Source organism: Microcoleus sp. B4-C1, from assembly GCF_036705285.1.
Taxonomy (GTDB): Bacteria; Cyanobacteriota; Cyanobacteriia; order Cyanobacteriales; family Microcoleaceae; genus Microcoleus.
The window spans coordinates 100510-124648 of record NZ_JAUBUC010000002.1; the positions used below are offsets into that span (position 1 = coordinate 100510).

23 protein-coding genes, 1 tRNA gene and 1 pseudogene are annotated in these 24139 nt (G+C 46.5%); 13 read left to right on the forward strand and 12 right to left on the reverse strand.

The window, feature by feature from the left end; translation table 11 throughout:
• The first annotated feature begins 37 nt into the window (after nucleotides 1–37).
• The 9 genes from rnpA to QUB26_RS01420 all read left to right on the forward strand — a co-directional run bounded on the left by rnpA (nucleotide 38) and on the right by QUB26_RS01420 (nucleotide 8402).
• On the forward strand, nucleotides 38–442 hold the full coding sequence (gene rnpA / locus QUB26_RS01380; protein WP_333313693.1) for a ribonuclease P protein component: 405 nt from the start codon (nucleotides 38–40) through the stop codon (nucleotides 440–442).
• Nucleotides 414–806: a PH domain-containing protein gene (locus QUB26_RS01385; protein ID WP_333057957.1), complete on the forward strand. Its 393-nt coding sequence runs from the start codon at nucleotides 414–416 to the stop codon at nucleotides 804–806. The genes rnpA and QUB26_RS01385 overlap by 29 nt, the downstream gene beginning before the upstream one ends.
• Nucleotides 807–1010: 204 nt before the next feature.
• The gene (gene yidC / locus QUB26_RS01390; RefSeq protein ID WP_333316246.1) at nucleotides 1011–2159 is read left to right on the forward strand and encodes a membrane protein insertase YidC; all 1149 of its coding nucleotides are present in this window, start codon (nucleotides 1011–1013) and stop codon (nucleotides 2157–2159) included.
• A gap of 11 nt (nucleotides 2160–2170) precedes the next feature.
• Nucleotides 2171–2644 carry a R3H domain-containing nucleic acid-binding protein gene (locus QUB26_RS01395; RefSeq protein WP_333039170.1) on the forward strand — a complete coding sequence of 158 codons (474 nt, stop codon included), beginning with the start codon at nucleotides 2171–2173 and terminating at the stop codon, nucleotides 2642–2644.
• Between the two features lie 97 nt (nucleotides 2645–2741).
• Nucleotides 2742–3254, forward strand: coding sequence for a YceD family protein (locus tag QUB26_RS01400; protein ID WP_333316248.1), 513 nt, complete (start codon nucleotides 2742–2744; stop codon nucleotides 3252–3254).
• A gap of 115 nt (nucleotides 3255–3369) precedes the next feature.
• Nucleotides 3370–4878, forward strand: coding sequence for an AAA family ATPase (locus tag QUB26_RS01405; protein ID WP_333240896.1), 1509 nt, complete (start codon nucleotides 3370–3372; stop codon nucleotides 4876–4878).
• Nucleotides 4879–5079: 201 nt separating this feature from the next.
• Complete coding sequence (locus tag QUB26_RS01410; protein WP_333057961.1) at nucleotides 5080–5541, forward strand: SH3 domain-containing protein; 462 nt, start codon at nucleotides 5080–5082, stop codon at nucleotides 5539–5541.
• Between the two features lie 447 nt (nucleotides 5542–5988).
• Nucleotides 5989–6165 (forward strand): hypothetical protein, encoded by a 177-nt coding sequence (locus tag QUB26_RS01415; RefSeq protein WP_006632312.1) that lies wholly within the window; start codon nucleotides 5989–5991, stop codon nucleotides 6163–6165.
• Nucleotides 6166–6821: 656 nt separating this feature from the next.
• The gene (locus tag QUB26_RS01420) at nucleotides 6822–8402 is read left to right on the forward strand and encodes a peptidoglycan-binding protein (protein ID WP_333316251.1); all 1581 of its coding nucleotides are present in this window, start codon (nucleotides 6822–6824) and stop codon (nucleotides 8400–8402) included.
• A 174-nt stretch (nucleotides 8403–8576) separates the two neighbouring features.
• Here the strand turns inward: QUB26_RS01420 and QUB26_RS01425 are convergent, their stop codons facing one another.
• From QUB26_RS01425 to lipA, 3 genes and pseudogenes are all read right to left on the reverse strand, one after another.
• On the reverse strand, nucleotides 8577–9104 hold the full coding sequence (locus tag QUB26_RS01425; RefSeq protein WP_006632310.1) for a transcriptional repressor: 528 nt from the start codon (nucleotides 9102–9104) through the stop codon (nucleotides 8577–8579).
• Between the two features lie 366 nt (nucleotides 9105–9470).
• Nucleotides 9471–10736: an RNA polymerase sigma factor SigC gene (gene sigC, locus QUB26_RS01430; protein ID WP_333240889.1), complete on the reverse strand. Its 1266-nt coding sequence runs from the start codon at nucleotides 10734–10736 to the stop codon at nucleotides 9471–9473.
• A gap of 871 nt (nucleotides 10737–11607) precedes the next feature.
• Nucleotides 11608–12483 (reverse strand): annotated as a pseudogene (gene lipA, locus QUB26_RS01435) (lipoyl synthase); the annotation flags it as partial.
• Between the two features lie 91 nt (nucleotides 12484–12574).
• On the opposite strand from lipA, the gene QUB26_RS01440 reads away from it, so the two are divergent.
• Nucleotides 12575–12648, forward strand: a tRNA-Pro gene (locus QUB26_RS01440).
• A 78-nt stretch (nucleotides 12649–12726) separates the two neighbouring features.
• On the opposite strand, the gene QUB26_RS01445 is transcribed toward QUB26_RS01440, so the two are convergent.
• Complete coding sequence (locus QUB26_RS01445) at nucleotides 12727–12978, reverse strand: flagellar alpha dynein (protein ID WP_333316253.1); 252 nt, start codon at nucleotides 12976–12978, stop codon at nucleotides 12727–12729.
• A gap of 351 nt (nucleotides 12979–13329) precedes the next feature.
• On the opposite strand from QUB26_RS01445, the gene QUB26_RS01450 reads away from it, so the two are divergent.
• Complete coding sequence (locus QUB26_RS01450; RefSeq protein WP_333316255.1) at nucleotides 13330–14451, forward strand: EAL domain-containing protein; 1122 nt, start codon at nucleotides 13330–13332, stop codon at nucleotides 14449–14451.
• A gap of 75 nt (nucleotides 14452–14526) precedes the next feature.
• On the opposite strand, the gene QUB26_RS01455 is transcribed toward QUB26_RS01450, so the two are convergent.
• The 4 genes from QUB26_RS01455 to QUB26_RS01470 form a co-directional block, all read right to left on the reverse strand.
• Complete coding sequence (locus QUB26_RS01455; protein WP_333240883.1) at nucleotides 14527–15402, reverse strand: SDR family oxidoreductase; 876 nt, start codon at nucleotides 15400–15402, stop codon at nucleotides 14527–14529.
• Nucleotides 15403–15573: 171 nt separating this feature from the next.
• Entirely contained in the window at nucleotides 15574–16359 is a 786-nt protein-coding gene (gene xth, locus QUB26_RS01460) for an exodeoxyribonuclease III (protein WP_333316258.1), read from the reverse strand.
• 76 nt (nucleotides 16360–16435) lie between these two features.
• Nucleotides 16436–16825, reverse strand: coding sequence for a hypothetical protein (locus QUB26_RS01465; RefSeq protein ID WP_333240877.1), 390 nt, complete (start codon nucleotides 16823–16825; stop codon nucleotides 16436–16438).
• 164 nt (nucleotides 16826–16989) lie between these two features.
• A complete protein-coding gene (locus QUB26_RS01470; protein ID WP_333316260.1) occupies nucleotides 16990–18468 on the reverse strand; it encodes an NB-ARC domain-containing protein in 1479 nt (492 codons plus the stop codon).
• Nucleotides 18469–18683: 215 nt separating this feature from the next.
• Between QUB26_RS01470 and QUB26_RS01475 the strand changes: the two genes are divergently transcribed.
• Together QUB26_RS01475 and QUB26_RS01480 are read left to right on the forward strand one after the other, a co-directional pair.
• Nucleotides 18684–19424 carry a calcium-binding protein gene (locus QUB26_RS01475; protein WP_333211172.1) on the forward strand — a complete coding sequence of 247 codons (741 nt, stop codon included), beginning with the start codon at nucleotides 18684–18686 and terminating at the stop codon, nucleotides 19422–19424.
• A gap of 505 nt (nucleotides 19425–19929) precedes the next feature.
• Nucleotides 19930–20142 carry a type II toxin-antitoxin system HicB family antitoxin gene (locus QUB26_RS01480; RefSeq protein ID WP_333316263.1) on the forward strand — a complete coding sequence of 71 codons (213 nt, stop codon included), beginning with the start codon at nucleotides 19930–19932 and terminating at the stop codon, nucleotides 20140–20142.
• An 84-nt stretch (nucleotides 20143–20226) separates the two neighbouring features.
• On the opposite strand, the gene QUB26_RS01485 is transcribed toward QUB26_RS01480, so the two are convergent.
• The 4 genes from QUB26_RS01485 to QUB26_RS01500 all read right to left on the reverse strand — a co-directional run bounded on the left by QUB26_RS01485 (nucleotide 20227) and on the right by QUB26_RS01500 (nucleotide 24126).
• Nucleotides 20227–20490 (reverse strand): hypothetical protein, encoded by a 264-nt coding sequence (locus QUB26_RS01485; RefSeq protein ID WP_333316265.1) that lies wholly within the window; start codon nucleotides 20488–20490, stop codon nucleotides 20227–20229.
• A 17-nt stretch (nucleotides 20491–20507) separates the two neighbouring features.
• Nucleotides 20508–21833: a DUF2254 domain-containing protein gene (locus QUB26_RS01490; RefSeq protein ID WP_333316267.1), complete on the reverse strand. Its 1326-nt coding sequence runs from the start codon at nucleotides 21831–21833 to the stop codon at nucleotides 20508–20510.
• Nucleotides 21830–22858, reverse strand: a complete 1029-nt coding sequence (locus QUB26_RS01495) for a mechanosensitive ion channel family protein (protein WP_333316269.1) — start codon at nucleotides 22856–22858, stop codon at nucleotides 21830–21832. The genes QUB26_RS01490 and QUB26_RS01495 overlap by 4 nt, the downstream gene beginning before the upstream one ends.
• Before the next feature lie 146 nt (nucleotides 22859–23004).
• A complete protein-coding gene (locus QUB26_RS01500; RefSeq protein ID WP_333316271.1) occupies nucleotides 23005–24126 on the reverse strand; it encodes a hypothetical protein in 1122 nt (373 codons plus the stop codon).
• Nucleotides 24127–24139: the final 13 nt, after the last annotated feature.

Here is a 24139-nt window from a genome sequence, read left to right on the forward strand (position 1 = left end):
CATCAAGGTTGAGAGGCCTCAACGATCGCCCTACGCCATGTTGCCCGATACAAACCGACTTAAGCACCGAAAAGACTTCAGCGCCGTATACCGCAAGGGAATGCGCCGTAACTCGGCCCATTTCAGCTTAAGAGCTCTGCGTAAACCAAAAAGCGCCGACTTTGCGAAACCGACAGCCGAAAAATCCTTGCAGCCAACTCGCACAGGCATTTCCATCAGCCTGAAAGTCAGCAAACGCGCTGTAGTCCGCAATCGGATTAAGCGTCAGATTCGGGCAGCTTTGCGACAGCTATTGCCCCGATTAAAATTCGGGTGGGATTTAGTAATTGTCGTGCGTCCGATCGCACAAGAGTGCAATTATGCAGAAATTCTGCAAGAATTAGAGCAGTTGTTGGTAGAAGCCGAGGTACTAGATGGGAATTCGAGAGGAAGTATATTATGAAGGCGGCCCCGCGCCCGGAGACTTGATCCTCAATTTACTCCTGGGGCTGACTGTGGTGGGAATCCCCCTAGCGGTAGGAGCAATTGTCCGGGCTCTGTGGCTGCGGTATCGGATCACGAGCCGCCGAGTGTCCGTAACTAGCGGTTGGATGGGGGGCGAACAGACAGACGTTATCTACTCAGATATAGTCAAAATCGTCACAGTACCTCGCGGTTTCGGGACTTACGGAGACATGGTGCTCACCATGAAAAATGGCAGCCGCTTGGAACTCAGAGCTATGCCGAAATTTCGAGCAATGTATGACTACATTAACGAAAAACTGCCCGCAGCCGCTCAAAAAGCAAACGCGGCCCAAGCTAAATAACCGAACCGCTTTCACCCTGATTAGAGGCCCAATTCAGTGCGAGTATTGGCAAACTCATTAAAACAAACCCGCAGACCGGGCGGTCGATCGACGGGCAATGTCCTAAGATAGAGACAAAACCCTAAAAATTGAGGCGGCTCGCCTTCAGCGGGTAAAAATAGTTCTCAACAGCAAACATAGAGCACCTAAATTAACTCAAAGCGAATGGATTTCGGTATCTCGTTTCTCTCCAACAACCTCATGCTTCCGATCCTAGATTTTTTCTACGGGATCGTGCCAAGCTACGGTTTAGCGATCGTAGCTCTGACGCTCGTGATTCGCTTTGCTCTTTATCCTCTCAATGCAGGCTCTCTTCGCAATATGCGGCGCATGAAAGTAGCGCAGCCGTTGATGAAAGAGCGAGTAGATCAAATTCAAAAACTCTATAAAGACAATCCTGCCAAACAGCAGGAGGAAATGAGCAAAGTATACAAAGAATTTGGCAATCCTCTAGCAGGATGCTTCCCCTTGGTGCTGCAAATGCCAGTGCTGTTTGCACTGTTTGCAACGCTCAGGGGTTCGCCGTTTTCTGACATAAATTACAGCGTTAACGTTCAAGTTTTGCCGAAAGAACAAATCGAAACTGTTCAACCGCAAGCTTTTGCTACACCGCCACAAAATATTTACGTCACAGGTACTTTTCATGCTCCTGTTGTGGGGGTAATTCCAGGCGGCGACAAACTCGCAGTCGGCGACACAACCAAGATAAATTTTCAAACCCCAGAGGGCAAACCTCTTAAAGTTTTAGCGACAGAAAATAAAAGCGAAATCGACTTTGAACCCGGCTGGAAAGTCATCAAAGGCGAAGAAGTGGTAAAGGTAGATGAACAGGGCAACATCACGGCATTAGCGCCCGGTGAAGCCACAGTTCAAGGCACAATCCCCGGATTGGCTAGTAACAAAGGATTCTTGTTTATTGAAGCTCTAGGCCGCGTTGGCGCGATCGACTCAGACGGTACACTCCACTGGGATATTTTGGTGATGATCCTGGGCTTCGGCATCAGTTTGTACATCAACCAAACCCTTTCAGGACAAGCACAAGGGCCAAACGACAACCCCCAACAGGCTACAGTTAACAAACTGACGCCAGTCATATTTTCAGGGATGTTTTTGTTCTTCCCGCTGCCCGCCGGCGTGTTGATGTATATGCTGATTGCTAACATCTTCCAAACAGTTCAATCGTTTATTTTGTCGCGAGAACCGCTGCCCGAAAACCTCCAAAAAATAGTGGACGAAGCAGAGGCGAAAACCCAAAAAGAACAAGGATTAGATGCACTTCCCTTTGAGCCCAAGCGTTCTAAGAAAAAGGCTTGATTTTAACAACAATGAAAGACTCTCAAATGCAGCGCGGACAGGCATGGTTAGAAGAATTGCTACAACTGTCCGCAATTCCTTCAAAAGTGGTATGCGAACAACAAAAAGATTGCTATTGGATGACAATAGATGAAAGCAATCTGACTCCAGAACAAGTTGCAATCTTAGTCGGGCCAAACGGTAATGTAATAGATGCCATTCAGTACCTCTGTAACACGGTTCAGAATATAGGTCAGGAAGTAGAGGAGTCAATTCCTTATACAGTTGAACTAAATGGCTATCGCATCCGCCGCCAAGAGGAATTGCGATCGATGGCAGAGTACGCAGCAGATCAAGCCCGCTCGACGGGAGTTGAAGTGGAAATAAAATCGCTGTCTTCGGCAGAACGCCGTCAAGTCCACAGCTTTTTGAGCGAATGTGAGGATATAGAAACTTACAGTCAAGGACAAGAACCCGATCGGCGTTTGGTAGTGCGGCTGCGCTGACGCTAAATCAGGAAGAAGGAAGAAGGAAGAAGGAAGAAGTTAAAAATTAACTATTCCTTTTGACCTTTGAATTCAAGAAGTAGGAAGGCAAAAGATTATGGAGACAATTTATATCCCTCATCTCCTCACAAAAAGTGAGCGGAAAGAGGTCATTGATTTTGAAGAATTTATCCCCGATTTAGAAACTCTTACTCCGGTGCGAGGACGACTGCAAGTGACTCACCAAGGGAATTATCTTGAGGTGAAGGCGAAAGCAGAAACAATAGTTACTCTCACCTGCCACAGATGCTTGAAACAATACAATCATCGTTTGGCACTCAACTCATCGGAACTAATCTGGCTCGAAGAAACAGCAAATCAAACAGATTCCAGTTCAGCAGAAATAGAAGTAGCTTTAGAAGATTTGGTGGAAAATTTGTCCCCAGGTGGCTATTTCTATCCGGGCGATTGGGTGTACGAGCAAATGTGTTTGGAACTGCCGCACAAACAGATATGCGATATTGAATGTCCGGGAATTTCTTTAACTGATGATGCCAATACAGAAAGCACCGAAACAGTCTCAGACAGTCGCTGGGCGTCTCTGGAAGCACTTAAACGGCAATTGCCTTAGTCAGTTGGCAGTGGGCAGTTGGCAGTGGGCAGTTGGCATTAGCTAATAAGAAATAAGAAATAAGAAATAAGAAATAACCACTGACAACTAACAACTAACCACTGACAACTGACTAATGACTATTTTTAGCGACGAGTTTGAACTACTCCTGCGATCGCGCTACCCCCTAATTTACATTCCCACACGGGAAGAAGAGCGCGTAGAAGCGGCGATCGCCCAAAGTGCCAAAAAACAAGGTTCTCGCGCCGTCTACATCTGGGATTTTGTGGACGGCTACCAAGGCAATCCCAACGATACAGGTTTTGGCAAGCGCAACCCGCTGCAAGCTTTGGAATTTCTAGAAAAATTACCCGCCACCGCGCCGGCAATTTTTATTCTGCGCGACTTTCAGCGGTTTTTGGAAGATGTCTCGATTTCCCGCAAGCTGCGGAATTTGGCGAGACTCCTCAAATCAGTACCCAAAAATATTGTCATCATATCTCCTATAGTTTCGATCCCCGAAGACCTCAGCGAAGTGATGACTGTTTTGGAGTTTCCCCTGCCTGCGGCGGCGGAAATCAAAATTGAGGTAGAAAGGCTATTAGGGGCTACCGGACAAGCCATTGAAGGGCGTTTGCTGGACGAAATAGTACGCTGCTGTCAAGGGCTGTCGATCGAACGAATCCGTCGAGTTTTGGCCAAGGCGATCGCCACCAGAGGCGAACTCCACCCCGACGACGCGGAACTGATTTTAGAAGAAAAGCGCCAAACAATTCGTCAAACTCAAATTCTGGATTTTTACCCAGCCCGCGAAAATATCTCCGATATCGGCGGTTTGGACAATCTCAAAGAATGGCTGCTGCGGCGCGGTGGTGCTTTTTCCGATCGAGCCCGCCAATACGGTTTGCCGCATCCCAGAGGTTTGTTGTTAGTCGGAATTCAAGGAACCGGAAAATCCTTAACAGCAAAGGCGATCGCCCACCACTGGCATTTGCCTTTGCTGCGGTTGGATGTCGGGCGCTTGTTTGCCGGATTAGTCGGAGAATCGGAATCCCGCACCAGGCAAATGATTCAGCTAGCGGAAGCTTTGGCCCCCTGCGTGCTGTGGATTGACGAGATTGACAAAGCTTTTGCGGGATTGGACGGTAAAGGGGATTCCGGGACAACCAGCCGGGTGTTCGGGACATTTATTACTTGGTTGGCAGAAAAAACTTCGCCGGTGTTTGTAGTCGCAACAGCCAACAACATCCAGTCTTTGCCGCCAGAAATGCTGAGAAAAGGCAGGTTTGACGAAATATTTTTTGTGGGTTTGCCCAGCCAGGAGGAACGGCGGGCGATTTTTGAGGTACATTTGTTGCGGTTGCGATCGCACAGCATCAAAAATTACGATGTAGAGCGCTTGGCTTACGAAACTCCCGATTTTTCAGGGGCCGAAATCGAGCAAACTTTGATTGAAGCAATGCACATTGGGTTTAGCCAAAATCGAGACTTTACCACTGATGATATTTTAGAATCAGCTAGTCAGATGGTGCCCTTAGCCAGAACGGCTCAAGAACAAATCCAGTTTCTCCAAGATTGGGCTGCTGCTGGGAAAGCTCGCCTTGCTTCTAGATACGGCAGTCTGAGCCGCCGGATTCAGGGTTAACCTTTTGAAGTCAGTAGTCAGTTGTCAGTAGCCAGTTGTCAAATTTTACTCAACATTCAGCATTCAACACTCAACAGTCAACCTTCTTCCCTCTCCCCTCTGCCTTCTGCCTTCTGCCTTCTGCCTTCTGCCTCCTGCCTTCTGCCTGACATCCGTTACATCCGTTACATCCGTTGCCGAACTTCCTTCATTTGCGGTTTTATGAACACTGTATATAGCGTTTTCAAATTTTTAGTGGGTTTTCTGCTCGCGATCGTCCTGATGGCAGGTGCTAGCGTGGCTGCTGCACTTTACTTTGCCGCTAAGCTAACTACTATCCCCGAAAAACCTGTTTTTTCCAACGACAAAACACCAGCTCAGGTTGCGGGCGCGGCGCCGAAGTCAACAGCCCAGGCTAGCCCTGTTTCTACATCTAGCGATGCCCCGTCTCCCAAACCGCTGGAACCGGGAGCTTACCGCGCGATGGTGACTCAGCCGATCGGCTTAATTCTCCGCGATACTGGTAGCCGAGACTCGAACCGCATTGGCGGTGTTGCTTACAAGGAAAGAGTCGTAGTTTTGGAAGAGTCGCCCGACAAAGAGTGGCAGCGAATTCGCATTGAGGATGGCAATCGCGAAGGTTGGGTCAAAGGTGGCAATACTGAAAGAATTGAGGGCGAATAGGAATTAGATAACAAATATACTCATCTCATTGTGAGGGCAGCGAACCAATCGCAGTGTGAAAATTGTTCACCAACGCCGGGTTTTTTCCTGTGTATTGTTGCCAATAGCGAGATACACATTTATCACAAAAAGTCAAGTTAAATTTATTTTCGATATTTGAGATTGCAGTTTGATGCGCTGAGACTGCGGGTGCGATCGCCCCTGCAACATCCTGAATTTGACATAAAAGCCCAGCAGACAAAAGGTTTCAATAGCTAAAAGTCAACAGAAAAACTCAATAATACATAAACCTAACTTATGTAATTCAGGAGAGTATGTTAAGAAAATTAGCAAAATTTTAAGGTTAGTTGCAAAACCCAGGCTGTTGTCACCGCTGAACAGGTAAGAGTGGTAGCTTGGATTACAAGATGTAAGTTTTCAGCTATTCAGCTACCAACAATAAAAAATATGTACGACAAACGTCCCGATCGAGATTTGGCGACTGCTGCTGTTACTGCGGCTTTGGGAGCTGGGGTCGTTACCTCTTTTGCCGTGAGCAGAGGGCAAAACCCGCTGGTAGCCATCGCAATTACTGTTTTTGCAGCGGGAGTAGCTGTAATTTGCGATCGGTTCGGCTTAATTTAAGCGAGCGTCGATTTTTTAATACACAGTCAACTTACGAGATGTTACACCATTCTCAATAAGCTTTTTATGAACAGGCAAGAAGCCTATTCCACAAGAAAATTCACTCTTTGTGGAACAGGCATCTTGCCTGTTCTTAAGAATGATGCAAGATGTGAGCTTATCAAAAAATCCCCGCCCTATTTGCAACTAGCAAAAGTGGGGATTTTTAGTGGCTAGTTTTTGGGTTAATCAGCGGTACTTTCCTAGACGCACTCGCCACATCAAGAAGCCGCGTTTCTTAACAAAAAACCTGCGGTTTCAAACTCTTTACCCGACAACAAATTAAGGTGATGACAGCCTGCGCGCAACTCTTGTGGTAATTTCTGCAGCAGCCAGATAAAATATTAGCCACCACTACCCCAGAACTTATTGTCTTTCGGGCTTAAAGGCTAAGACTATGCCTGCAAACTTTTTTGTTGAGTCTCGCGTCTCTAGAAGCAGCGATGCTATCTTGGTTGTTACCTGTAATTATTTTTGACTGTAAATTTTTTATAAAAACGGGTGCTTCGCGCTTTCCCAGTAGAACTTAGCGTTGATAGAATCCAAGCCAAGCGTGCTAAAAATAATTTTTGGCAGTTTGCTCACACAATCCACCCACAATTTCACACTAAAAAATTATGGAATCTCTTGCTTACCTCGAACTTGCTCTTGTTTGCGAAGCACCCCCAGAGTCGAAAATTTTTGATCGGCCCAATTGGCAAAATCTATCGAGTCAGAGTTACGTCCGTTTGCTGTCTCTGGCTTTGATGCTGTCGGTTTTGAGTGCAGCAGGTGCGGCTTTTGCTCAAATAGATCCGGGATATCCCAATGTGCGAGCGATTCAAGACAGGTTGCGGGAACTCGGTTATTTTCCCAGATCATCGACAGGTCAACTCGGCCCGGTAACAAAACAGGCGCTGACTAACTTTCAGCGAGACTATCAACTGTCGCTGACTGGTAGGCCCGATCGAGCTACTGTGATCGCACTCAACAGTTTTGCCAGGGATGACGATCGACCTTTTAATACTATTTATACAAATTATCGGGAGCTGCGTTTTGGAGACGCGGGTGCAGGTGTTTCGGCACTCCAGCGCAGGTTGAAGCAGCTAGGCTACTTCAGCGCCCATCCCACAGGGAGTTTTCGCGAAGTTACTCAAAATGCCGTTAGATACTTCCAGCGAATTAATCGACTGCGGGTGACTGGAATTGCCGATAGGCAAACTTTAGCTTTGCTGTTTGGTTCCACCCGGCCTCTTCCCCCCGTTACGCTTCCGGGGGATATTTCGGGAAATGGCGGTTGCAAGGGGCTGCGGTTCGGGGACAGAGGGGCGACGGTAGACTTGATCCAGCGGCAATTAAAAGCTTTGGGCTATTTTGAAGGCGGCGTTGACGGCAAGTTTCGGGAACGCACTCTCTACGCTGTGACTCGTTTTCAGCAAGATTACAATCTCGTTTCTGACGGCTGCGCTGACACTGCTACTTTGACTGCTATAGATGCCCAGATGAGGCAAGCTCAAATTACCTCATGGACTGAGGAAGATTATCAACAGAGTAATGCCGGAGATTTTCTGGAGTTGGGCGACAGAGGCCGAGAAGTAGAATTTGTCCAGCGGCGGCTGCAAGAATTGGGTTATTACAGGAGCCAGATTCACGGTTGGTTCGATCGACCAACTCAAGCAGCTTTGATCCGCTTTCAGAGAGATAGCGGGATGTTCGGGACTGGAAGAGTCGATCGCAGCACTCGATCGGCTTTGCGGCAAGGCAACAGGCAGGCCTCCGCGCCTGTGCCGCAAATTGCCGCTGGTTTGCGACGGGGCGATACTGGGCCTGCTGTCCGACAACTTCAGTCTGCGCTCAGAAGTCTGGGCAAAAACCCCGGCCCGGTGAACGGAGTATTTGGAGCCGAAACCGAGTTTGCCGTGCTGTCGTTTCAGCAGGAACGCAATTTGTCACCGGCGACGGGTATTGCCACTCCGGCGACTTGGGCTGCGATCCAAAATGGATTAGCTGGGCGGGTAGCTGTTCCTGCTGTTCCAATTAGCAGCAGTTTCAACTCTCGATCGACGAGCATTCAGCAATTACAAAGGCGGCTGCAAGACCTCGGCTTTTACACAGGCTCGATCAGCGGAGTTTTTGATACTTCGACGAGAGATGCCCTTGATCGAGCTCAGCGCAGTTACGGGGTCAGCAGCGACGATTTGTTGAGCCAAACTTTTTAGCCCCAGCCTTGCGACTACATCAAAGAAATCGGGTTTCTGCTTTCCGACTCATTCCTGAAATGATGTATTTTTCCTAAGAAACCCGGTTTCCGCGTAACTGCGATCGCACTTGGGCTACCGATTTTTGTTAAAAATTGTAACAAGTCGTACTTGAAATGCGAAAATAGTGTAATCTCACTCGATTGAATCCGGGGCGCTGCTGCCGTTTTGGGCGATCGACCTCGGACAAGACCAATTGCTGGAAACCAAAGACGGCCATCCCATCCGCAAAGCTTCGTGGCACACCGTATGAATGGTTAGCTGGCAGTCTAGCAGGTGCAACCCGGACTTTTCAGCTTGCTTCATGCCAATTTTCAAAATCGAATCGTTGTTAAATTCGATCGTTCTGTTGCACTGAACGCAGACTAGGTGGTGGTGGTGATGCGGGTAAGGCTGGTTTATTTCATAGTGTTTGTGACCTTCTGCTAGTTCGAGTTCGCGGAGCAGGCTCATCCTTGCCATTAACTTTAAAGTTCGGTAAATGGTGGACAAGCTAATGTTTTCGCCGCGATTTTTTAACAAAGTGTACAAATCCTCCGCACTCAGGTGATTGCCTTTGGGGAGGTTCTGAAACACGTGCAAGATGGTTTCCCGTTGGGGAGTCATCCGCCAGCCTTTGTCATTGAGTTCGGATTTGAATGAGGACGCGGTATAAAGTGCCATAGTGACCCTCTCAAGAAAGTCTGCCTATTGACAATAATACACAACGATCGAGATATTTTGCAAATATCGCAGCTTATTGAAAAAAGATTGAGGAAAAAATTTGGTTTTTGATATTGTTTGACTTTTAACCAGCTTTATGAATGAAAGCATCCAGGATACAAGCCCCCGAATTTATCCGTGGGGTGAATGCTTCAATTCTAAAATCTAAAATCTAAAATCTAAAATCTAAAATCGATTGACTTGCTGCAGAGGACAGAGAAGTTGTTGAGAAGTAAATATTTTTACTTCTGCCGAATGCCTCATGCCTTCTGCACAAGTGCCGAATGCCTTGCTCCCTGATTAATCGCGCTGACTGACCGCCCAAATTTAAGTTAGAGACTCCAGATAGTCGCGGACGCGGTTGCGACGCTTAGGTTGGCGGAGTTTTTGCAAAGCTTTGGCTTCAATTTGGCGGACGCGCTCGCGGGACAAGTCGAGGGCACGACCGATTTCTGCCAGCGAATAGGGGTGTCCGTCACCCAAACCAAAGCGCATCAGAATTACATCTCGCTCGCGGCTGGTCAAATCTGCCAGCAGTTGCTGCAAGTCGCGGTGCAAAGCTTCTCGCATCAGCATTTCTTCTGGGGAGATGCTGTCGGTTTCGAGCAAGTCGCCCAACTCTGTATCTTTTTCGTTGCCCACTTTAGTTTCCAAAGAAACAGAACGGGGAACGCGCAGCAAAACTTCTCGGACTTGCGATGCCGTCATGTCCAACTCGACAGCGATGTCTTCGATCGTAGCTGTCCGACCTTTTTCTTGAGAAATTTTGCGCTGGGCTTTTTTGATTTTGTTAAGTTTTTCGGTGATGTGGACGGGGAGGCGAATGGTGCGGCTTTGAGTGGCTATAGCCCGCGTAATTCCCTGCCGAATCCACCAGTAGGCATAGGTGCTAAACCGATAGCCCCGCGTCGGGTCAAACTTTTCTACAGCTCGCTCCAGTCCGAGAGTACCTTCTTGTATTAAGTCGAGCAGTTCTAAACCGCGATTTTGATATTTTTTCGCCACCGAAACCACCAGGCGCAGGTTCGCCTTAATCATGTGGTCTTTAGCTTCGACGCCTTCAGCTTGAACTCTTTCGATCGTCTCAACCGTCATCTCGGCTAACTCGGCCCACTGGCGCTTGCCTTCGGCCATAATTCGCTTGAGTTCTGGCACGTCACCGACGCCGGCAGTTAATGCCCAGCGTTCCAAGGAAGGTTTGTGTCCCAACTGTGCGGACAAGCGATCGCGCACTTCAATTAAATGCACGAAACGCGCAATTAGCCCTTCTTCCTGGGAGGCGACGGTGTTGCGTAATTCCAGCAATTTGATATAGCGCTGAACTTTTTGAGCTTCCGAGACTTCTTCGTCTCTACCCAAGAGACGAACCCGACCTATTTCTTGGAGGTACAGGCGCACTAAATCTGTAGTGCGACGGTTGGCATTTTTTTGCAATTTGGCTGCTGGGTCTGCATCTTCTGTCTCTGCTGGGTCTTGGTCGAGCAGTTCGTCTCCAGCTTCTTCAACATCTTCATCCAACACATCACCTGGCAAGGGATTGACTCGCAGTTGTTCGTCGAATTCAGCTTCAGCGTAAAAAGAGGTGGCTGGCATAGTGATTTTCTCAGTGGCTCCGGTGAAAAGATGCTACGCTTGGCGGTTATTTATAATTAAGATGCCCACTTGGTTAAGACGAAGCATCACCGCTTTGTGTTTCTTTAGTAACTTTCCTGACTTTTCTGCTGTTGGAGAGATCGAACTTTTGCTGCCCCACTTGTTTTACCAAGATTCTGGAAAACGCTAAGAACTTTCTGATGTAACAGGTTGAAGGCCCGAAAAGTGTGCTTTACTTCTTTGTTTATGTAGCTAGTATAGATAGTGACTCGCTATAAACAAGTGACGTTAGTCAGAAGTTAAGTTAATCTTCATCACCGATAAGCTGGTTCCCGATCACTTCGGAAAATTCGCCATTTTTTTAATAAAACTTTATATAACTCCGCGCTGTTGATTAAATACGCTGCCGTGAGCGCAGAAGTTTAATCCATTATAGAATATGGGTTTCAGAGTTGCTAGAGTCCCCAGTACCGAGTTATTGGCTGACGCAAAAACCGGGTTTCTCGATGTCTTTTGCGTAAGTCATGAGTTTGAGGGGGCGATCGACCGATAATTGTTTTGCTATGGGCTGCGGCTTCGGGCTTAACATCAGGCCGAGAACCCCAGCATCAGAAACGGGGTCTTTTGCACCATGCCGTCACAGAAAGCGCAGGTTTTTCGTTGCTGTTGACTCGATCGGGTCTTAAAGTCCTGGACGCATGGGTGCGTCGAAACCGGGTTTTTTAACCAAAATACTTGATTAAAGCCCTAAATCTCGGTTAAAAAACCCGGTTTCTTTGTGGGCGAGTGGCTCAATCCTATCTTACTGAGAATGGTGCTATCCTCTTCGAGGGCTTCGCTAACGGTCGCGAGTCAACTCAACTTAAAATTGCTAGCGTGGGTAAAGTTTCATCAGTTCCCTCACCTGTTCGGCGTGATAGGAACTGCGAGTTAAGGGAGAAGCGACAACTTGCAAGAATCCCAAAGATTCGCCAAACTTTCTCCAAGCATCAAACTGTTCTGGAGGCACAAAGTTTTCTACGTTCAAGTGCTTTTGAGTCGGTTGCAGATACTGTCCAACTGTTAAAATATCGCAGCCCACAGCCCGTAAGTCCTGCATCGCCTCCCGAATTTCGGCGTCTGTTTCTCCGAGTCCCACCATGATGCCGGATTTGGTGTAAACCCCAGGTGCGAGTTGGCGGCTTCGCTGCAATAGTTCCAAGGTGCGATCGTACTTTCCTTGCGGCCGCACCTTGCGGTAAAGTCGCTTTACGGTTTCGGTATTGTGGTTGAGTACCTCTGGGCGGGCTGCGAGAATAATTTCTAAAGCTTGCCAGTTGCCACACAAGTCGGGAATCAAAACTTCTATAGTTGTATCGGGCATCGCCGATCGCACTGCTTGAATGCACTCGACAAACTGAGACGCGCCCCCATCCGGCAAATCGTCCCGGTTGACAGAGGTAATCACGACGTGGTTGAGTTTGAGCCGCTGCACCGCTTGCGCCAATCTTTGGGGTTCTGTGGGATCTAAAGGTTGGGGCTTTTTCTCAAAATCGATGTCGCAGTAAGGACAAGCGCGGGTACAAGCCGGGCCCATAATCAAAAATGTCGCAGTACCTGCGTTGAAGCATTCGCCGATGTTCGGACACGACGCCTCCTCGCAAACCGTATTCAGGGATAAATCCCGCAAAATTTCTTTGACGTTGCCGACGCGCTCCCACTGGGGGGCTTTAACTCGCAACCACTGGGGCTTAACTGTCACGTCTGTCTCCGCCTGAGTAGTGTTTTACAAATAATTATATACGAGGTTGCTAAATTTTTACTTGAATGTGATAAGCTTAAAATCTAGTGACTAATTTCGGGATGTAGCGCAGCTTGGTAGCGCACCTCGTTCGGGACGAGGGGGTCGCAGGTTCAAATCCTGTCATCCCGATTGATTTTAATTCTTTACAGGTAACGGGTTTCAGATTTATTACTCTCTAGCATATTCCATTTTCCGCTCATCCTTCGCTCAGTCCGACTCTTCTAAGTGGCTGAGTATGTCCAACCCTGTTTGCAGATCAGCCAAGTCCGCTCTCGACTTTTTACGCCGCGCTTTCAACTGATTGAGCAAGTCAGCCGGCTCTGGAAATTCTGCGACGGTCGGAGCTGAGTTTTTATTTGCTTCCCGTGAGCGCCGCAGTTCCTTGAGCTCTTGCTCCAGCATCTGAACCTTCAATCCCAAGTCGATCGGGCGATTCCCTACGGGATAGCTGCGCTTCACGGGCGTGTTAATTCCCCTTGGCTAAAAAATTAACTGTAGCGACTGTTTTGGCAGAGGGAATTATAGAATAAAACATAAACAATCAGAGCAGCAGTAGAGAGTAGAGAACAAGTCTTTGCCTTCTCCCTCTGTGATGATTTGGGACAGTGTTTTATCACAGGTACTTGCTTAATACTGAGAACTTTGACCAAGGTTTGAAACCGGAGGTCAGTATAAATACTGCAATAATTCTTAAATACAAGTTCATTAAGATTTACATCTTGAGATAGATGAATTAATAGCTGAATGAGCTTATAATAAAGTTAATTGTTAGCTTGTCTAAAACTAACCCAAAAACCGGAGGATATTCCAATGCAAATAAGTGGCAAAGCCTTCGGCTCCTGCTCTCGCTGCGAAACAGTACCCGAAAAAATAGAGGGTAGGGGAGGTCTATACCTATGGTTTCCAGTATCGCACACGCTGACCAAGGTTATTTCTGCCCTAACCAAGGCTGAATTTGAATTCTGCCTGTTAGAAGAGAGCAAGTGTTTGTACATTATGCTTGAGGGAATAGCCAAAGAAAATTTTAACGCCCTAGCATCATCGGTGCTGACAACTCAAGAGTTGAAAGAGACAAAAGTTTTGTGGATGCGCGAAGTTGAACAGCCAAAACTTAGCGATTTTTATCGCAGCACTTCCTTAGACTCTTTTATTAATTTGACTAACTCTGATTGGCTGTTAGATTTATTGTCCGAAGAACGCATTACTACACATTTTCAGCCCATTGTTTATACCTCAGATACTTCTAAAATTTTTGCCCACGAAGCGCTGCTCCGAGGAATTGATGAGCAAGGAAACTTAATTTATCCGGGTCGGATTTTTTCCCAAGCAGAATCAGCAGGCCTAATTTTTCAACTAGATGTTTTAGCCCGGACTCGCGCTATCCGCGAAGCCCATGTTTACGATATCAAAGAACTACTTTTTATTAATTTTTCTCCAACTTCAGTTTACGATCCCGCTACGTGCCTGCGAAGAACAGTACAGGCTATTGATGAAGCGGGAATTCCTCACAGCAATATTGTTTTTGAAGTAGCGGAATCTCAGCACCCTCCTGATCTCGATCATTTGATTAATATTCTGAGGTTTTACCGAGAGGCGGGATTTTTAATTGCCCTGGATGATTTTGGCAGCGGTTCTTCTAATTTAAATTTGATGCACCAACTGCGTCCAGATTTTATTAAGTTGGATATGGAATTGATTCGGAATGTCCATCAAGATTATTATAAGGCACTAATTACTGAAAAGATGTTAGAAATTGCCGCTCAATTAGAAATTAAAACTATTGCTGAAGGTGTGGAAACTTTGGAGGAGTTTGAGTGGGTGCGACAACGGGGAGCAACTTTTGTTCAAGGTTATTTGATTGCTAAGCCGACTTCTCCGCCGATCGCACTTACAAGCTATATTGGTGCTCAACCACTACCTATTTCTGCTTAAATGGTTTTCAGGTGCGATTTTGCGTTACATTTGCTCATTACCAGGCAGAGCCTGGTAACGAGAATTACTAGCACTTTAAACGCTCAAATTGCGCCGCAGAAAGCTTTCTAAGGATTCCATTTTCATGCTGTAGATTGATTCCAAGTTTTGCACTTCTTCGGGAGTACAGAAATACTCGTTACCCAGCAATACCCGCAAAGTTCCTAAGTCTTTTTGAGCTTGAGGATTCAATAAACCCAAGGCATTTCTCAAACCGTCAAACACCATCAGTGGCGGGTTGATTACCATCGGTTCGCGCTTGAATAAGCGTGCAAAAATGCGGGGAATGTCGTCTCTTGTCAGCACATCCGGGCCACCGACTCGCAGAATTTGGTTGCGGGCGCCCTCGACTGTTGCCGAATCTACTGCAATCTTTGCTAAGTCGTCGGTACTGACAACAGAGGTGCGGTTTTTGCCGTCGCCAATCAGCAGGTAAAGTCCGGTTTCTCGAAATCTTTCTGCTAGGGGTAACAAGCTGGAAGCAAAACCGGCAGGCCGCAAGATTGTATAATTCAATCCGCTGTTTTGCAGGTATTTTTCTACTTCTCGCTTGGCTTTGAATACTGCGGAATCTTCGTATCCCCGATCGACTCCGAGTACCGAAAGAAAGACAAAGTGCTGCACTCCGGCTTCTTTGGCGCAGTCGATCAGTTCTATGTTAGCGCGGTAGTGTACTGCTTGAACGTCGCCCCCGGTGCCGTGGGTGCTGATGATGTACTGCACTCCTTGGCAGGCTTTTTTAATATCTTTGTCTTGTTTTAAGTCGCCGATAAAAATCTCAGCGCCTCGGTTTTCTAGTTCTGAGTAGCGAGATGCGAGGCGAACGAATGCGCGGACAGGCTTTTCTTGCTGTCTGATTTCTCGTACAATTCGGCGGCCTAGTGCGCCTGTTGCTCCGGTTACTAAGAACATGATTTTTTGTGGTTGGTTGTTACTTACATATTGCACTTTTCTCAATAACAGGCAAGATGCCTGTTCCACAAATAGTTAATTTTCTTGTGGTGTGGGCATCCTGCCCGCCCCTCCAAGATTTATTGAGAATGGGGCAAGATGTCAATTGTTATTAACCTTATAACTTATAAATCAAATTTCGACAATTACGGGGGCGTGGTCGCTGGGTTTGATTAATTTTCTGGGAGCAATGTCTATTGTACAGTTTTTTGCTTGTTCGTACAGGGGAGGGCTGAGATAATGGTGGTCGATTCTCCAGCCGTTGTTGCGGGGAAATGCGGCGGCGCGGTAGTCCCACCAGCTATAATGGCCGCCTTCTGAGGTGAATTTGCGAAAGGGGTCGTTTAATCCTAATTCTATGATTTCTGTGAGTGCGAGGCGTTCGGCTACTGATAGGCCGACGGAGTTAGCATTAGCTTTAGGATTGTGGATATCTCGATCGTCCGGGACGATGTTGAAGTCGCCACAAATGCACAAGTTGGGGGATTTATCTAGTGCTATTTTGAGGTATTCTTGCAGCAGTTTGAGCCACTTTAGCTTGTACTCATATTTCTCGCTGCCAACTTCGGAACCGTTGGGAACGTATACGCAAATAATGCAAATATCGTCTATAATTCCGGCTATTAGGCGTTTTTGTTCGTCAAAAATACCTGTGGTTTCGTCGCCGAGAATGGGGGCAAATCCGGTGGTGATTTGCGTTAGGGGCGATCGACTAAAAATGGCGACGCCGTTGTAGGATTTTTGACCGGAAATGTAGCAGTTGTAGCCAAGGTTGGTGAAGGGTTCTAGGGGGAAGTCTTTATCGGGAACTTTGGTTTCTTGGAGGCAGAGAACGTCTGGGGAGTTTGTTTGCAACCAGCTAGTAACGTGTTCTATGCGGGTGCGGATTGAGTTGACGTTCCAGGTGGCGATTTTCATTAATACAGTAATCCTAAAGGTGAGGTTATAGGGAGAGCGATCGCACCTATTTTAACCTATTTGATTCCCGTTCAACTCACTTGATTTGATAAATGTAAGCATCTTCGATCCACGTCTGATTAATCCGATTATTTGTCAATCTTCTGCCAGATAAGTCTAAATTCCACTTTTGCTGTTCCTGACGTAAGCCCTCAATTAAGTCATGTTTTGGGCTGACTGCTACAAGTGCTGTCCAATCGATTTTCAATTCAGGTTTAACTTCGCGAAAGACTGACAGAATTTCCCCATAAGTTTTAAGAGGCCCTTCGCTATCGTACAGAGGTGAGGTGAGCATCAGCCGCCATGTTTCTGGTTCTGGTGCGTAGTTCCAGAGAGCAGAGTCAACTGATAGATTTGCTGCATTTAGAGCGTCTATTAGTCTTTGACCTTCTGCTATTTCGTGACTTAATAATGTTGCTGTAGCCATTGTAAAACTCCGTGAGTGGGGTCAGTGATTGCTGAATAAATGCAGATTCAGGACTTACGCATCAATATCAAAGAAACCGGGTTTTTTACCAAATTCTAGGCAGGGATGCAGTATTTTCGTAAAAAACCCGGTTTCTGCCTCCACGACTAAAATTGATAAGTTTATCAGTTTTTGCTTCTGGTTTTGTTGATTATATATTCTCTGATTACTGGCTCGATCGTAAAGTGCGATCGCCCATTTTGTTTTACCGTTTCAACTAATGACCGTCGTCCTAAAGATTGCATGACTTTTAACAGTTCTGGCGGTGATAGTTGCAGGTGTTCTGAGATTTTTGAGATGTCGGCAGGTTCGGGGGTACTTGCTAGCCAACCCATAGCTTGTTGTTCGGATGCGGTTAGGCGATCGAAATGCTGGTCCAGGAGTGATTCTAAGTCACCTAAGAATAGGGTATCATAGGAAAGGAATTCGGAAACGCTACCGCCGAATAAGTCTTGAATTAATGTGGCAACTATATTTAACCATAAGGGATTGCCTCGGTAAAGGTCGATCATTTCTGACCATTTATCCGGTTCTGCTAATCCTTTTTCTGTGAATATTTCTTGTGCTTCGGGGCCTAAACCGTTGAGTTGCAGAGATTTGCAGGGGCGGTTGTCGCCTTCTAAGGCGGCGATTTCTCTGGGTTTTTCCCAACTCAGGAGGATTAAGCAACTGTTGTGGGATGATTCTGTTATTTGTTTGAAGAATGCGCCGTAATTTTCATATCCAGGTTGGTAATTTCCTGCGAGTTGTCCGCTGCGGAAAATGGTTTGGATATCATCGAGGATGATGAGACAGCGGTGCGATCGTAAATAGTTGATTACCCCCCCCAACCCCCCCTTGCTAAGGGGGGGAGAAAGAGGTTGAATCTCTTCGCCGCGCCTGAGAGAAAGAGGTTGAATCTCTTCGCCCCCCCTTGATAAGGGGGGGTTGGGGGGGTTAGTTTCTTGCTGCTGGGAGAGGAATTTAATTAAGTCGGTTTGGAGTGATGCCAGGGGTGGAGAGTTGCGGAGACTTCGCCAGATGATGTAGTCGAATTCGTGTTGAATTTGTGGGATTAGTTGGAGTGTAAGGGCGGTTTTGCCAATACCGGATAAGCCTAAGATGGTGATGAGGCGGTTGCGGCCTAAAATCCAGTTTTCGAGGGTGGTGAGTTCCGATGTGCGGTTATAGAATAGGTTGGGTTCTGGTGCATCGGATAAGTCTAATCGCTGTTTGGGCTGAGTTTTGCTAGAGGTGTCCTGATTTTTATTTTCTAAGTTTGGGGTTTCTAAGGATTCAGGATGGTTTGCACAAACCTTAAACTTACCAACTTGTGCATTGTCGCCAAAATGTGATGAAACTATCGAAAATAGCCATCTTTCCACTGTATATGCAAAGTTAGATTGATTGATGTCTTCACCTAATGTTTCTGATAGAAGTTTCCATAATTTTGCTGCAACTTTCTTGACATGAGCTTCGCTACGGTGGCAGTTGGTGGCAATTTCTGGGTATTTCTGGCGTTGCCAAGTGCCTCGCAATATACCTTCTTGTAGATGGTTGAGGTGTTTTTCTGTCTTAGCGAATACGAGATCGTCAGCCACTTTTAAGACTTCTTCAACGTCCATAGGTCGAGTCAGGGTTTGGGTTTGGCCTATTGCGATCCTACTTTATCCTACGGTTTGATACTTTAGCAACTAAATCCTACTTTATCCAACTGAAAGAAATCAGGACAGGTAAAAAAATGCCTACTAAATCCTATTGATTTGATTTGATTTGAGTATATTTTTCACATATGCTAAAAAATCAGGACGCAATAAATTTAAGCAATTTTTAAGAAGCAATGGCTAACATCAATATTGCAAATACTCCCGATGCACAAGGCACAGAGGATGATGATTTCATTCGTGATACTGATGGCAGCCGCAGAACGTTCGGCTTGGGGGGTAATGACTGGATCCGTGGCTTGGGTGGCAATGATGAACTGTTCGGGAATCAGGGTCGTGACACACTAGATGGTGAGGGCGGGTTCGATACCCTCTACGGTGGTAAAGATGCAGATACTCTTGACGGTGGACTTGACGATGACGTTTTGTTTGGGAATGCGGGCACTGATACCCTTATTGGTGGACGCGGCAACGATCAAATGTTTGGGGGGCGTGATAACGACAAGCTATCGGGTGGCGACGGTGCGGACATTTTATCTGGAGATTTAGGTTTTGATGTTCTGAATGGAGGAGCTGGACGAGACACGTTTATCCTTCAAGATGAAGTCGCTACTAATACAGTAGATTTTCTGCAAGACTTCTTCCCTGGGGAAGACAAAATTGCACTTCCACAAGGTCTGACATTTGCTGACATCGAAGTCCTGACATTTGAAACTGCTGGGTTGAATCCACGTTTCGTGGAAAGGCAGTTTGAACCCTGGAATGCATTTTGTGGCGTCTGCGCTGGTGCCGATCAAAATCTAGCTCTACGAGTTAAATCCACTGGTCGAATTATTGGACTTGTGGATAAATCGCCAACTTCTCAGGTTCCTCTAACACCAGCGAGCTTGACAGCAGCGGACTTTATCAGCAGTTGAGGATTCTGCTATGCTGGGTGGTAGCCTGTCGCTATCGGAAATAACGTGGGAGGGTGAAAACCCCTGCGATTTATGGAGGGGATGAAACCCGACTCAACAGGTTTTAACCTGTTGTCTCTCTTATTTCCCGCGTTGATTTTCAGTGTACTTTTTAACTACTAATGAAGAATCTACTGAAAATAAGTAGATAACCAATTGGCAGCAAGGTAAGTAAATGCAACTCAGTAAAAGTGATCTAGCTCATAAATATTAAGGAAAGCGGCGATTCGGCGAAGGCAAATAGGCTGCGACGAATCGCATTTTTTGATGATAGAGCGATCGCTTTTCAATTTAGAAATAACCAAAAGGCGATCGCCCTTACGTCCCAAATTGTCACAAAGTGCGTGAAGCGCAGCTATCCCGTAGGGAATCGCGCCTCTTCCCCTGTACTTGCAAAAAAAATTACATCCAAGATAAACTAGGAAATAGAAACTAAGCAACCTCTGATGCTGAAAGCAAAAATATAATGAAAACTAAAAGCTTCACAGTCATCATTTACAAAGAAGAAGATATGTACATTGCCGAATGTCCAGAAGTCGGCACAATTGACCAACGCGAAACCATAGAACAAGCGATCGCCAATCTCAAAGAAGCTACAAGGCTCTATCTCGAAGAGTGTCCTTTACCCGACGAAATCACTCCCAGGTTTGTAACTAGCATAGAGGTTAGCTATGCCTAGGTTGCCCAGAATATCAAGTAAGCGAAGTAATTCGCGTACTAGAGCGTTTAGACTTTAAAATACAGTCAATCCTAACAAAGCTATTTAATAAACGTGGTGTTCTAAATAGGAAATAACTCCTGATTCTACTTGCTTTAATACCGCTTGGTGCTGATTTAATTCCGGTAAAATATGCACAAAAACATAAGCTACCGAAACCCCACTTGCTGCTGAAAGCCAGCGGTTGCGAGGAATAGGGGCAAACCGCAACTTGCCGCAAAATAAATGTGTCAGCGCTAAACCAATGCCACTCAGCGCGGTTAAAGCTAAAGTATTAGGAGCCGATCGCAAAGCTGCTGTTATTACCATAACTCTGCTCTACCCAATTAATCCTCTCCTAAAGCTTTAATGACTTGGTGATACCGTTCTTGCACATCTTTCTGGTCTTGCTCCTGAGAGATTTGTTCGCGGCTACTATTTAAAATCATCTCCGCGTGACGGCGTAAAGCTTCTCGTTGTTGGGAATTGCGGGTGTAAGTGGCGATGCAAGCTATAGCTTCCAATAAGCGAATTGTTACCGCCACATCTGATTTACTGTATTGGCGAATTTGGTTAAATGCAGTATTGACTAAGCCTTCAAACGTCACTCCTTCAACAATGACGCGCAAATTATGTTCATCGTCGTAGCGATAGGGGGAGGGAAAATCCCTTTGAGCGAGGCGGGATAATCCGGCGCTGAGGCGATCGATACACCGAATCGCAGTAAACGGATCGTTGATACCAGGAGAAATCGCACGCAAGGCAATTTCAACTAACTGATCGATAGGAAATTCTACATCTTGATATTCAGTCCGTTCTTTGCCCAGAATAAAAGCATCGTTAATCTGTTGTTTCAGGCTTTGATTCACCTGTTTTTGCGGGGAAACCATCGCTACATCGCTGCCATTGACGATAAACTTTCCCGGTCGAGTTGTAAGACTTACAAGCAGATTGTACTGACGGGCAATTTTCATTAATTCCTTGTCATCGATTCCTTGCAAATAACCCTCGCCAGTGGCTTTGATTGGACTTGCTTCCGAGTCAAAATTTGCCGGAATTTCTCCCACTTGTCGCGAGTTGTTCGCTTTACCTTCTCCGATTTTTTCGGGAAACAGACGATCTAGAGCTTTGTCTAAATCGCCACTAACCTGAGTAATTACATGGGAGGCTTGAATAATGGTTGATGCGTGATGGATAAAGTAAATCAGTACGCCGATACTGGCAATTGCCAATCCGGTACCAACTGTAACCGAGAGTTGGGGTACAAAGAGACTGTATCCTTCTCCTTCTGCATGAATGGTTCGCAGTACGAGTAAACAGTAAATAAACGTGGCAATGAAGGTGCCAAGCACGATTTGATTGCCCGTATCCTGCATAAAACTACGCAGCAATCGGGGCCCAAAATTGGAGCTCGCCAACTGAAGGGCCACAATAGTAATGGAAAAAGCTGTAGCAACAACGCTGATCATTGAACCGGCAACCGATGAAAGAACCGCTCGCGCACCATCGGCTCCACCCGTGTAAATCCACCTCCAGTTTGGTATATTACCCGTGCGGTCAATTGTCAGCATTGCGATCGCCAAAATCATCGACCCCAGCGCCATCAAGGTTGGGATAAACCAGTAGCTAGAGTGGAGCGAGTCCCAAATTTTGCTTAACTTGACATTTTTCATGAGTTGTGGTGGGGTGGCGATTGTCCGTTGCCGTCAGATTGCGATCGCTGTTCAATTAGTTGTCGCAGAGAACCGCTGATGCTGCGGGGTTTGGGAACTTCGCGATTACCAGCGGGCCATCCTTCGCGTTGACGTTTGCGATCGCCATCCGTCTCTTCGGTTTGGTCGTGAAACAAAATTTGCTGCGTAGGAAAGGGCAAGTCGATGCCATTAGCAGTCAGCTTTTCCTTAATCGCAGAAAGTACCTTGTCCCGCGATCGCAGATCGTCCATTCGTCGTGGGGGAGCAATCCACCATCGAGCGCGGATATTGACGGTACTTCCTGCAAGTTCCATCAGCAGCACGTCAGGAGCAGGGTCATTCAACACCTCATCCACACTGTGCAGAGCTTCCATCATTAACTGCTTGGCTCGGTGAATATCATCGCCGTAGCCGATACCAACGTCGTATTCCATCCGGCGTTTATCAAAAGCGGTATTCACCATAACAGAATTGGTGAACAATTCGGCATTGGGAATTACAATCCGGCGACCATCATAGGTTCGGATTGTTGTAGCGCGAGTTTCAATACTTTCTACAGTTCCCTCAAAGTTTTTAAACACAATCTGGTCATCGATTTGGAACGGTTCCGTCAACAGAATTAGGATACCAGCTAGGAAGTTTTGTAAGATATCGCGAAAGGCAAAACCAATCGCTACCCCGCTAATTCCCAGCAGTTGCACCAAATCGCCTGCTCTAAATGTGGGAATTACAATCGACAAGGCAATAAACAGACCAACCAAAACAGTAATACCCTGCGCTAACCTTCCCAAAACCAGTCCCAAATTCCGGGATTGGCGGTGGTTGCGAGTAAGCCGCCTGACCGCTCTCTTAATTGACCTCCCAACAAAGAAAAAGATTCCGAAAACAAGGAACGCTAGTATCATATTAGGCAGCAGGACAATGAAGTCATTGATCATGCTCTCAATCTTGTCCCAGACTCCAGATATTTCTGCTGTCATAAAACTTCCTTTTGCATCAGTCATTATTGATAGTATTAAAATTAGCCACGTCAAACTCTATCTTAAGGCTGTAGATTACTTTAACGTGAGGCTAATTTAGGACTTACACAGCCACAGTAAATATTGGGGATGGTTCGTTACGCAGAAAGCTAACGCACCAACAATTTTTTTCAAGTGGATATCGCAGCCACATCTTGACCGTTGAGTTTTTGTGCGATCGCATCCAGCACCCTCTGTTCTGCTTCGGAAACCTCTCCGCTACCTTCGGCAATGCGACGGCATTGAGCTAATAGCGGTACTGCAAAGTCCGGGTTAAGTTGCTCTAACAATGCACCCAATGGTTGAGGGGAGTTGATGTTAGCAGCAATCCTTTTGAGTGAATCAGCATTTAATTGCAATTCCTTCAATTCTGGCAGAATATCTTCCCAGTTTTTGTTGGGATAACTTGCCAAAATCATGTGAACCATAATTTGATCCATTCCTGCTTGCTGGGCGATCGCCACATCAAGATATTTCTCGCTTTGTTGCTGAATTGCTTGCAGCGTTTCGGTTCCAGGTTCTTCAGTATCTTCCCTCACTTTGGCTTCGTAAAACTGGCGCGCCGCATATCCCAGCGCGTACAGCATCGTAGCATTCGTACTCGCACCAATCATCGCGCCAGCCAGCGGTACGTTGCGTAAAAAGCCCAAACCAGCTCTCATTGCGTTGCTACCGCCTAGCGCTAACCCAAAAATTGCCAAAACCTCACCTTTTCGGGCTGGCTGTTGCAAATCCATCCCATAGGCGGCGGCAATTTCATAAACCATTTCGGTTTGAATCGCAGTAGTTGCGGCTAAATCGATCGCCAGCAGTGCAGCCGCGACACCGGGTAAAATGCTGCTAGCAAATCCGACACCACCGGCTTGAATCGCTTTTTCCACCATAATGCGATGGGCAATTTCGCTGGGATATTCATTGGGATACTTTTGTTGGAGTTCCTTGACTTGAGCTTCGGCTTTGGCTAAGTCGATGCGATCGCTGACCCCAACTAACCAATCAAGCCTGAGTACCCCCGCCACTTGTTTAACAAAGGGAAGATTGCCAACATAAGTTACCGCATCTCCGGTTCCTTGCGTCGCTTGTCCAATCAATCGATAAGTTTGTTTAGCAGCAGCTTCCCCCCAATCAACTGCTGTATCAACAACCGCTTTGCCTGTATTCAGTGCAGATTCTGTTGTCTCGGCAATGAAATTTAACAAACCAGGTTTTTGCTGTGAATTAGTTTCTTTTTTTAGGTTTGATTGGTCATCCATCACTGTTTTTTCA

Bases quoted from the DNA above. Each gene is read 5' to 3' on its own strand.
- rnpA (WP_333313693.1), top strand. From the start codon at position 38: ATGTTGCCCGATACAAACCGACTTAAGCACCGAAAAGACTTCAGCGCC.
- QUB26_RS01385 (WP_333057957.1), top strand. From the start codon at position 414: ATGGGAATTCGAGAGGAAGTATATTATGAAGGCGGCCCCGCGCCCGGA.
- yidC (WP_333316246.1), top strand. From the start codon at position 1,011: ATGGATTTCGGTATCTCGTTTCTCTCCAACAACCTCATGCTTCCGATC.
- QUB26_RS01395 (WP_333039170.1), top strand. From the start codon at position 2,171: ATGAAAGACTCTCAAATGCAGCGCGGACAGGCATGGTTAGAAGAATTG.
- QUB26_RS01400 (WP_333316248.1), top strand. From the start codon at position 2,742: ATGGAGACAATTTATATCCCTCATCTCCTCACAAAAAGTGAGCGGAAA.
- QUB26_RS01405 (WP_333240896.1), top strand. From the start codon at position 3,370: ATGACTATTTTTAGCGACGAGTTTGAACTACTCCTGCGATCGCGCTAC.
- QUB26_RS01410 (WP_333057961.1), top strand. From the start codon at position 5,080: ATGAACACTGTATATAGCGTTTTCAAATTTTTAGTGGGTTTTCTGCTC.
- QUB26_RS01415 (WP_006632312.1), top strand. From the start codon at position 5,989: ATGTACGACAAACGTCCCGATCGAGATTTGGCGACTGCTGCTGTTACT.
- QUB26_RS01420 (WP_333316251.1), top strand. From the start codon at position 6,822: ATGGAATCTCTTGCTTACCTCGAACTTGCTCTTGTTTGCGAAGCACCC.
- QUB26_RS01425 (WP_006632310.1), bottom strand. From the start codon at position 9,104: ATGGCACTTTATACCGCGTCCTCATTCAAATCCGAACTCAATGACAAA.
- sigC (WP_333240889.1), bottom strand. From the start codon at position 10,736: ATGCCAGCCACCTCTTTTTACGCTGAAGCTGAATTCGACGAACAACTG.
- QUB26_RS01450 (WP_333316255.1), top strand. From the start codon at position 13,330: ATGCAAATAAGTGGCAAAGCCTTCGGCTCCTGCTCTCGCTGCGAAACA.
- QUB26_RS01455 (WP_333240883.1), bottom strand. From the start codon at position 15,402: ATGTTCTTAGTAACCGGAGCAACAGGCGCACTAGGCCGCCGAATTGTA.
- xth (WP_333316258.1), bottom strand. From the start codon at position 16,359: ATGAAAATCGCCACCTGGAACGTCAACTCAATCCGCACCCGCATAGAA.
- QUB26_RS01465 (WP_333240877.1), bottom strand. From the start codon at position 16,825: ATGGCTACAGCAACATTATTAAGTCACGAAATAGCAGAAGGTCAAAGA.
- QUB26_RS01470 (WP_333316260.1), bottom strand. From the start codon at position 18,468: ATGGACGTTGAAGAAGTCTTAAAAGTGGCTGACGATCTCGTATTCGCT.
- QUB26_RS01475 (WP_333211172.1), top strand. From the start codon at position 18,684: ATGGCTAACATCAATATTGCAAATACTCCCGATGCACAAGGCACAGAG.
- QUB26_RS01480 (WP_333316263.1), top strand. From the start codon at position 19,930: ATGAAAACTAAAAGCTTCACAGTCATCATTTACAAAGAAGAAGATATG.
- QUB26_RS01485 (WP_333316265.1), bottom strand. From the start codon at position 20,490: ATGGTAATAACAGCAGCTTTGCGATCGGCTCCTAATACTTTAGCTTTA.
- QUB26_RS01490 (WP_333316267.1), bottom strand. From the start codon at position 21,833: ATGAAAAATGTCAAGTTAAGCAAAATTTGGGACTCGCTCCACTCTAGC.
- QUB26_RS01495 (WP_333316269.1), bottom strand. From the start codon at position 22,858: ATGACTGATGCAAAAGGAAGTTTTATGACAGCAGAAATATCTGGAGTC.
- QUB26_RS01500 (WP_333316271.1), bottom strand. From the start codon at position 24,126: ATGGATGACCAATCAAACCTAAAAAAAGAAACTAATTCACAGCAAAAA.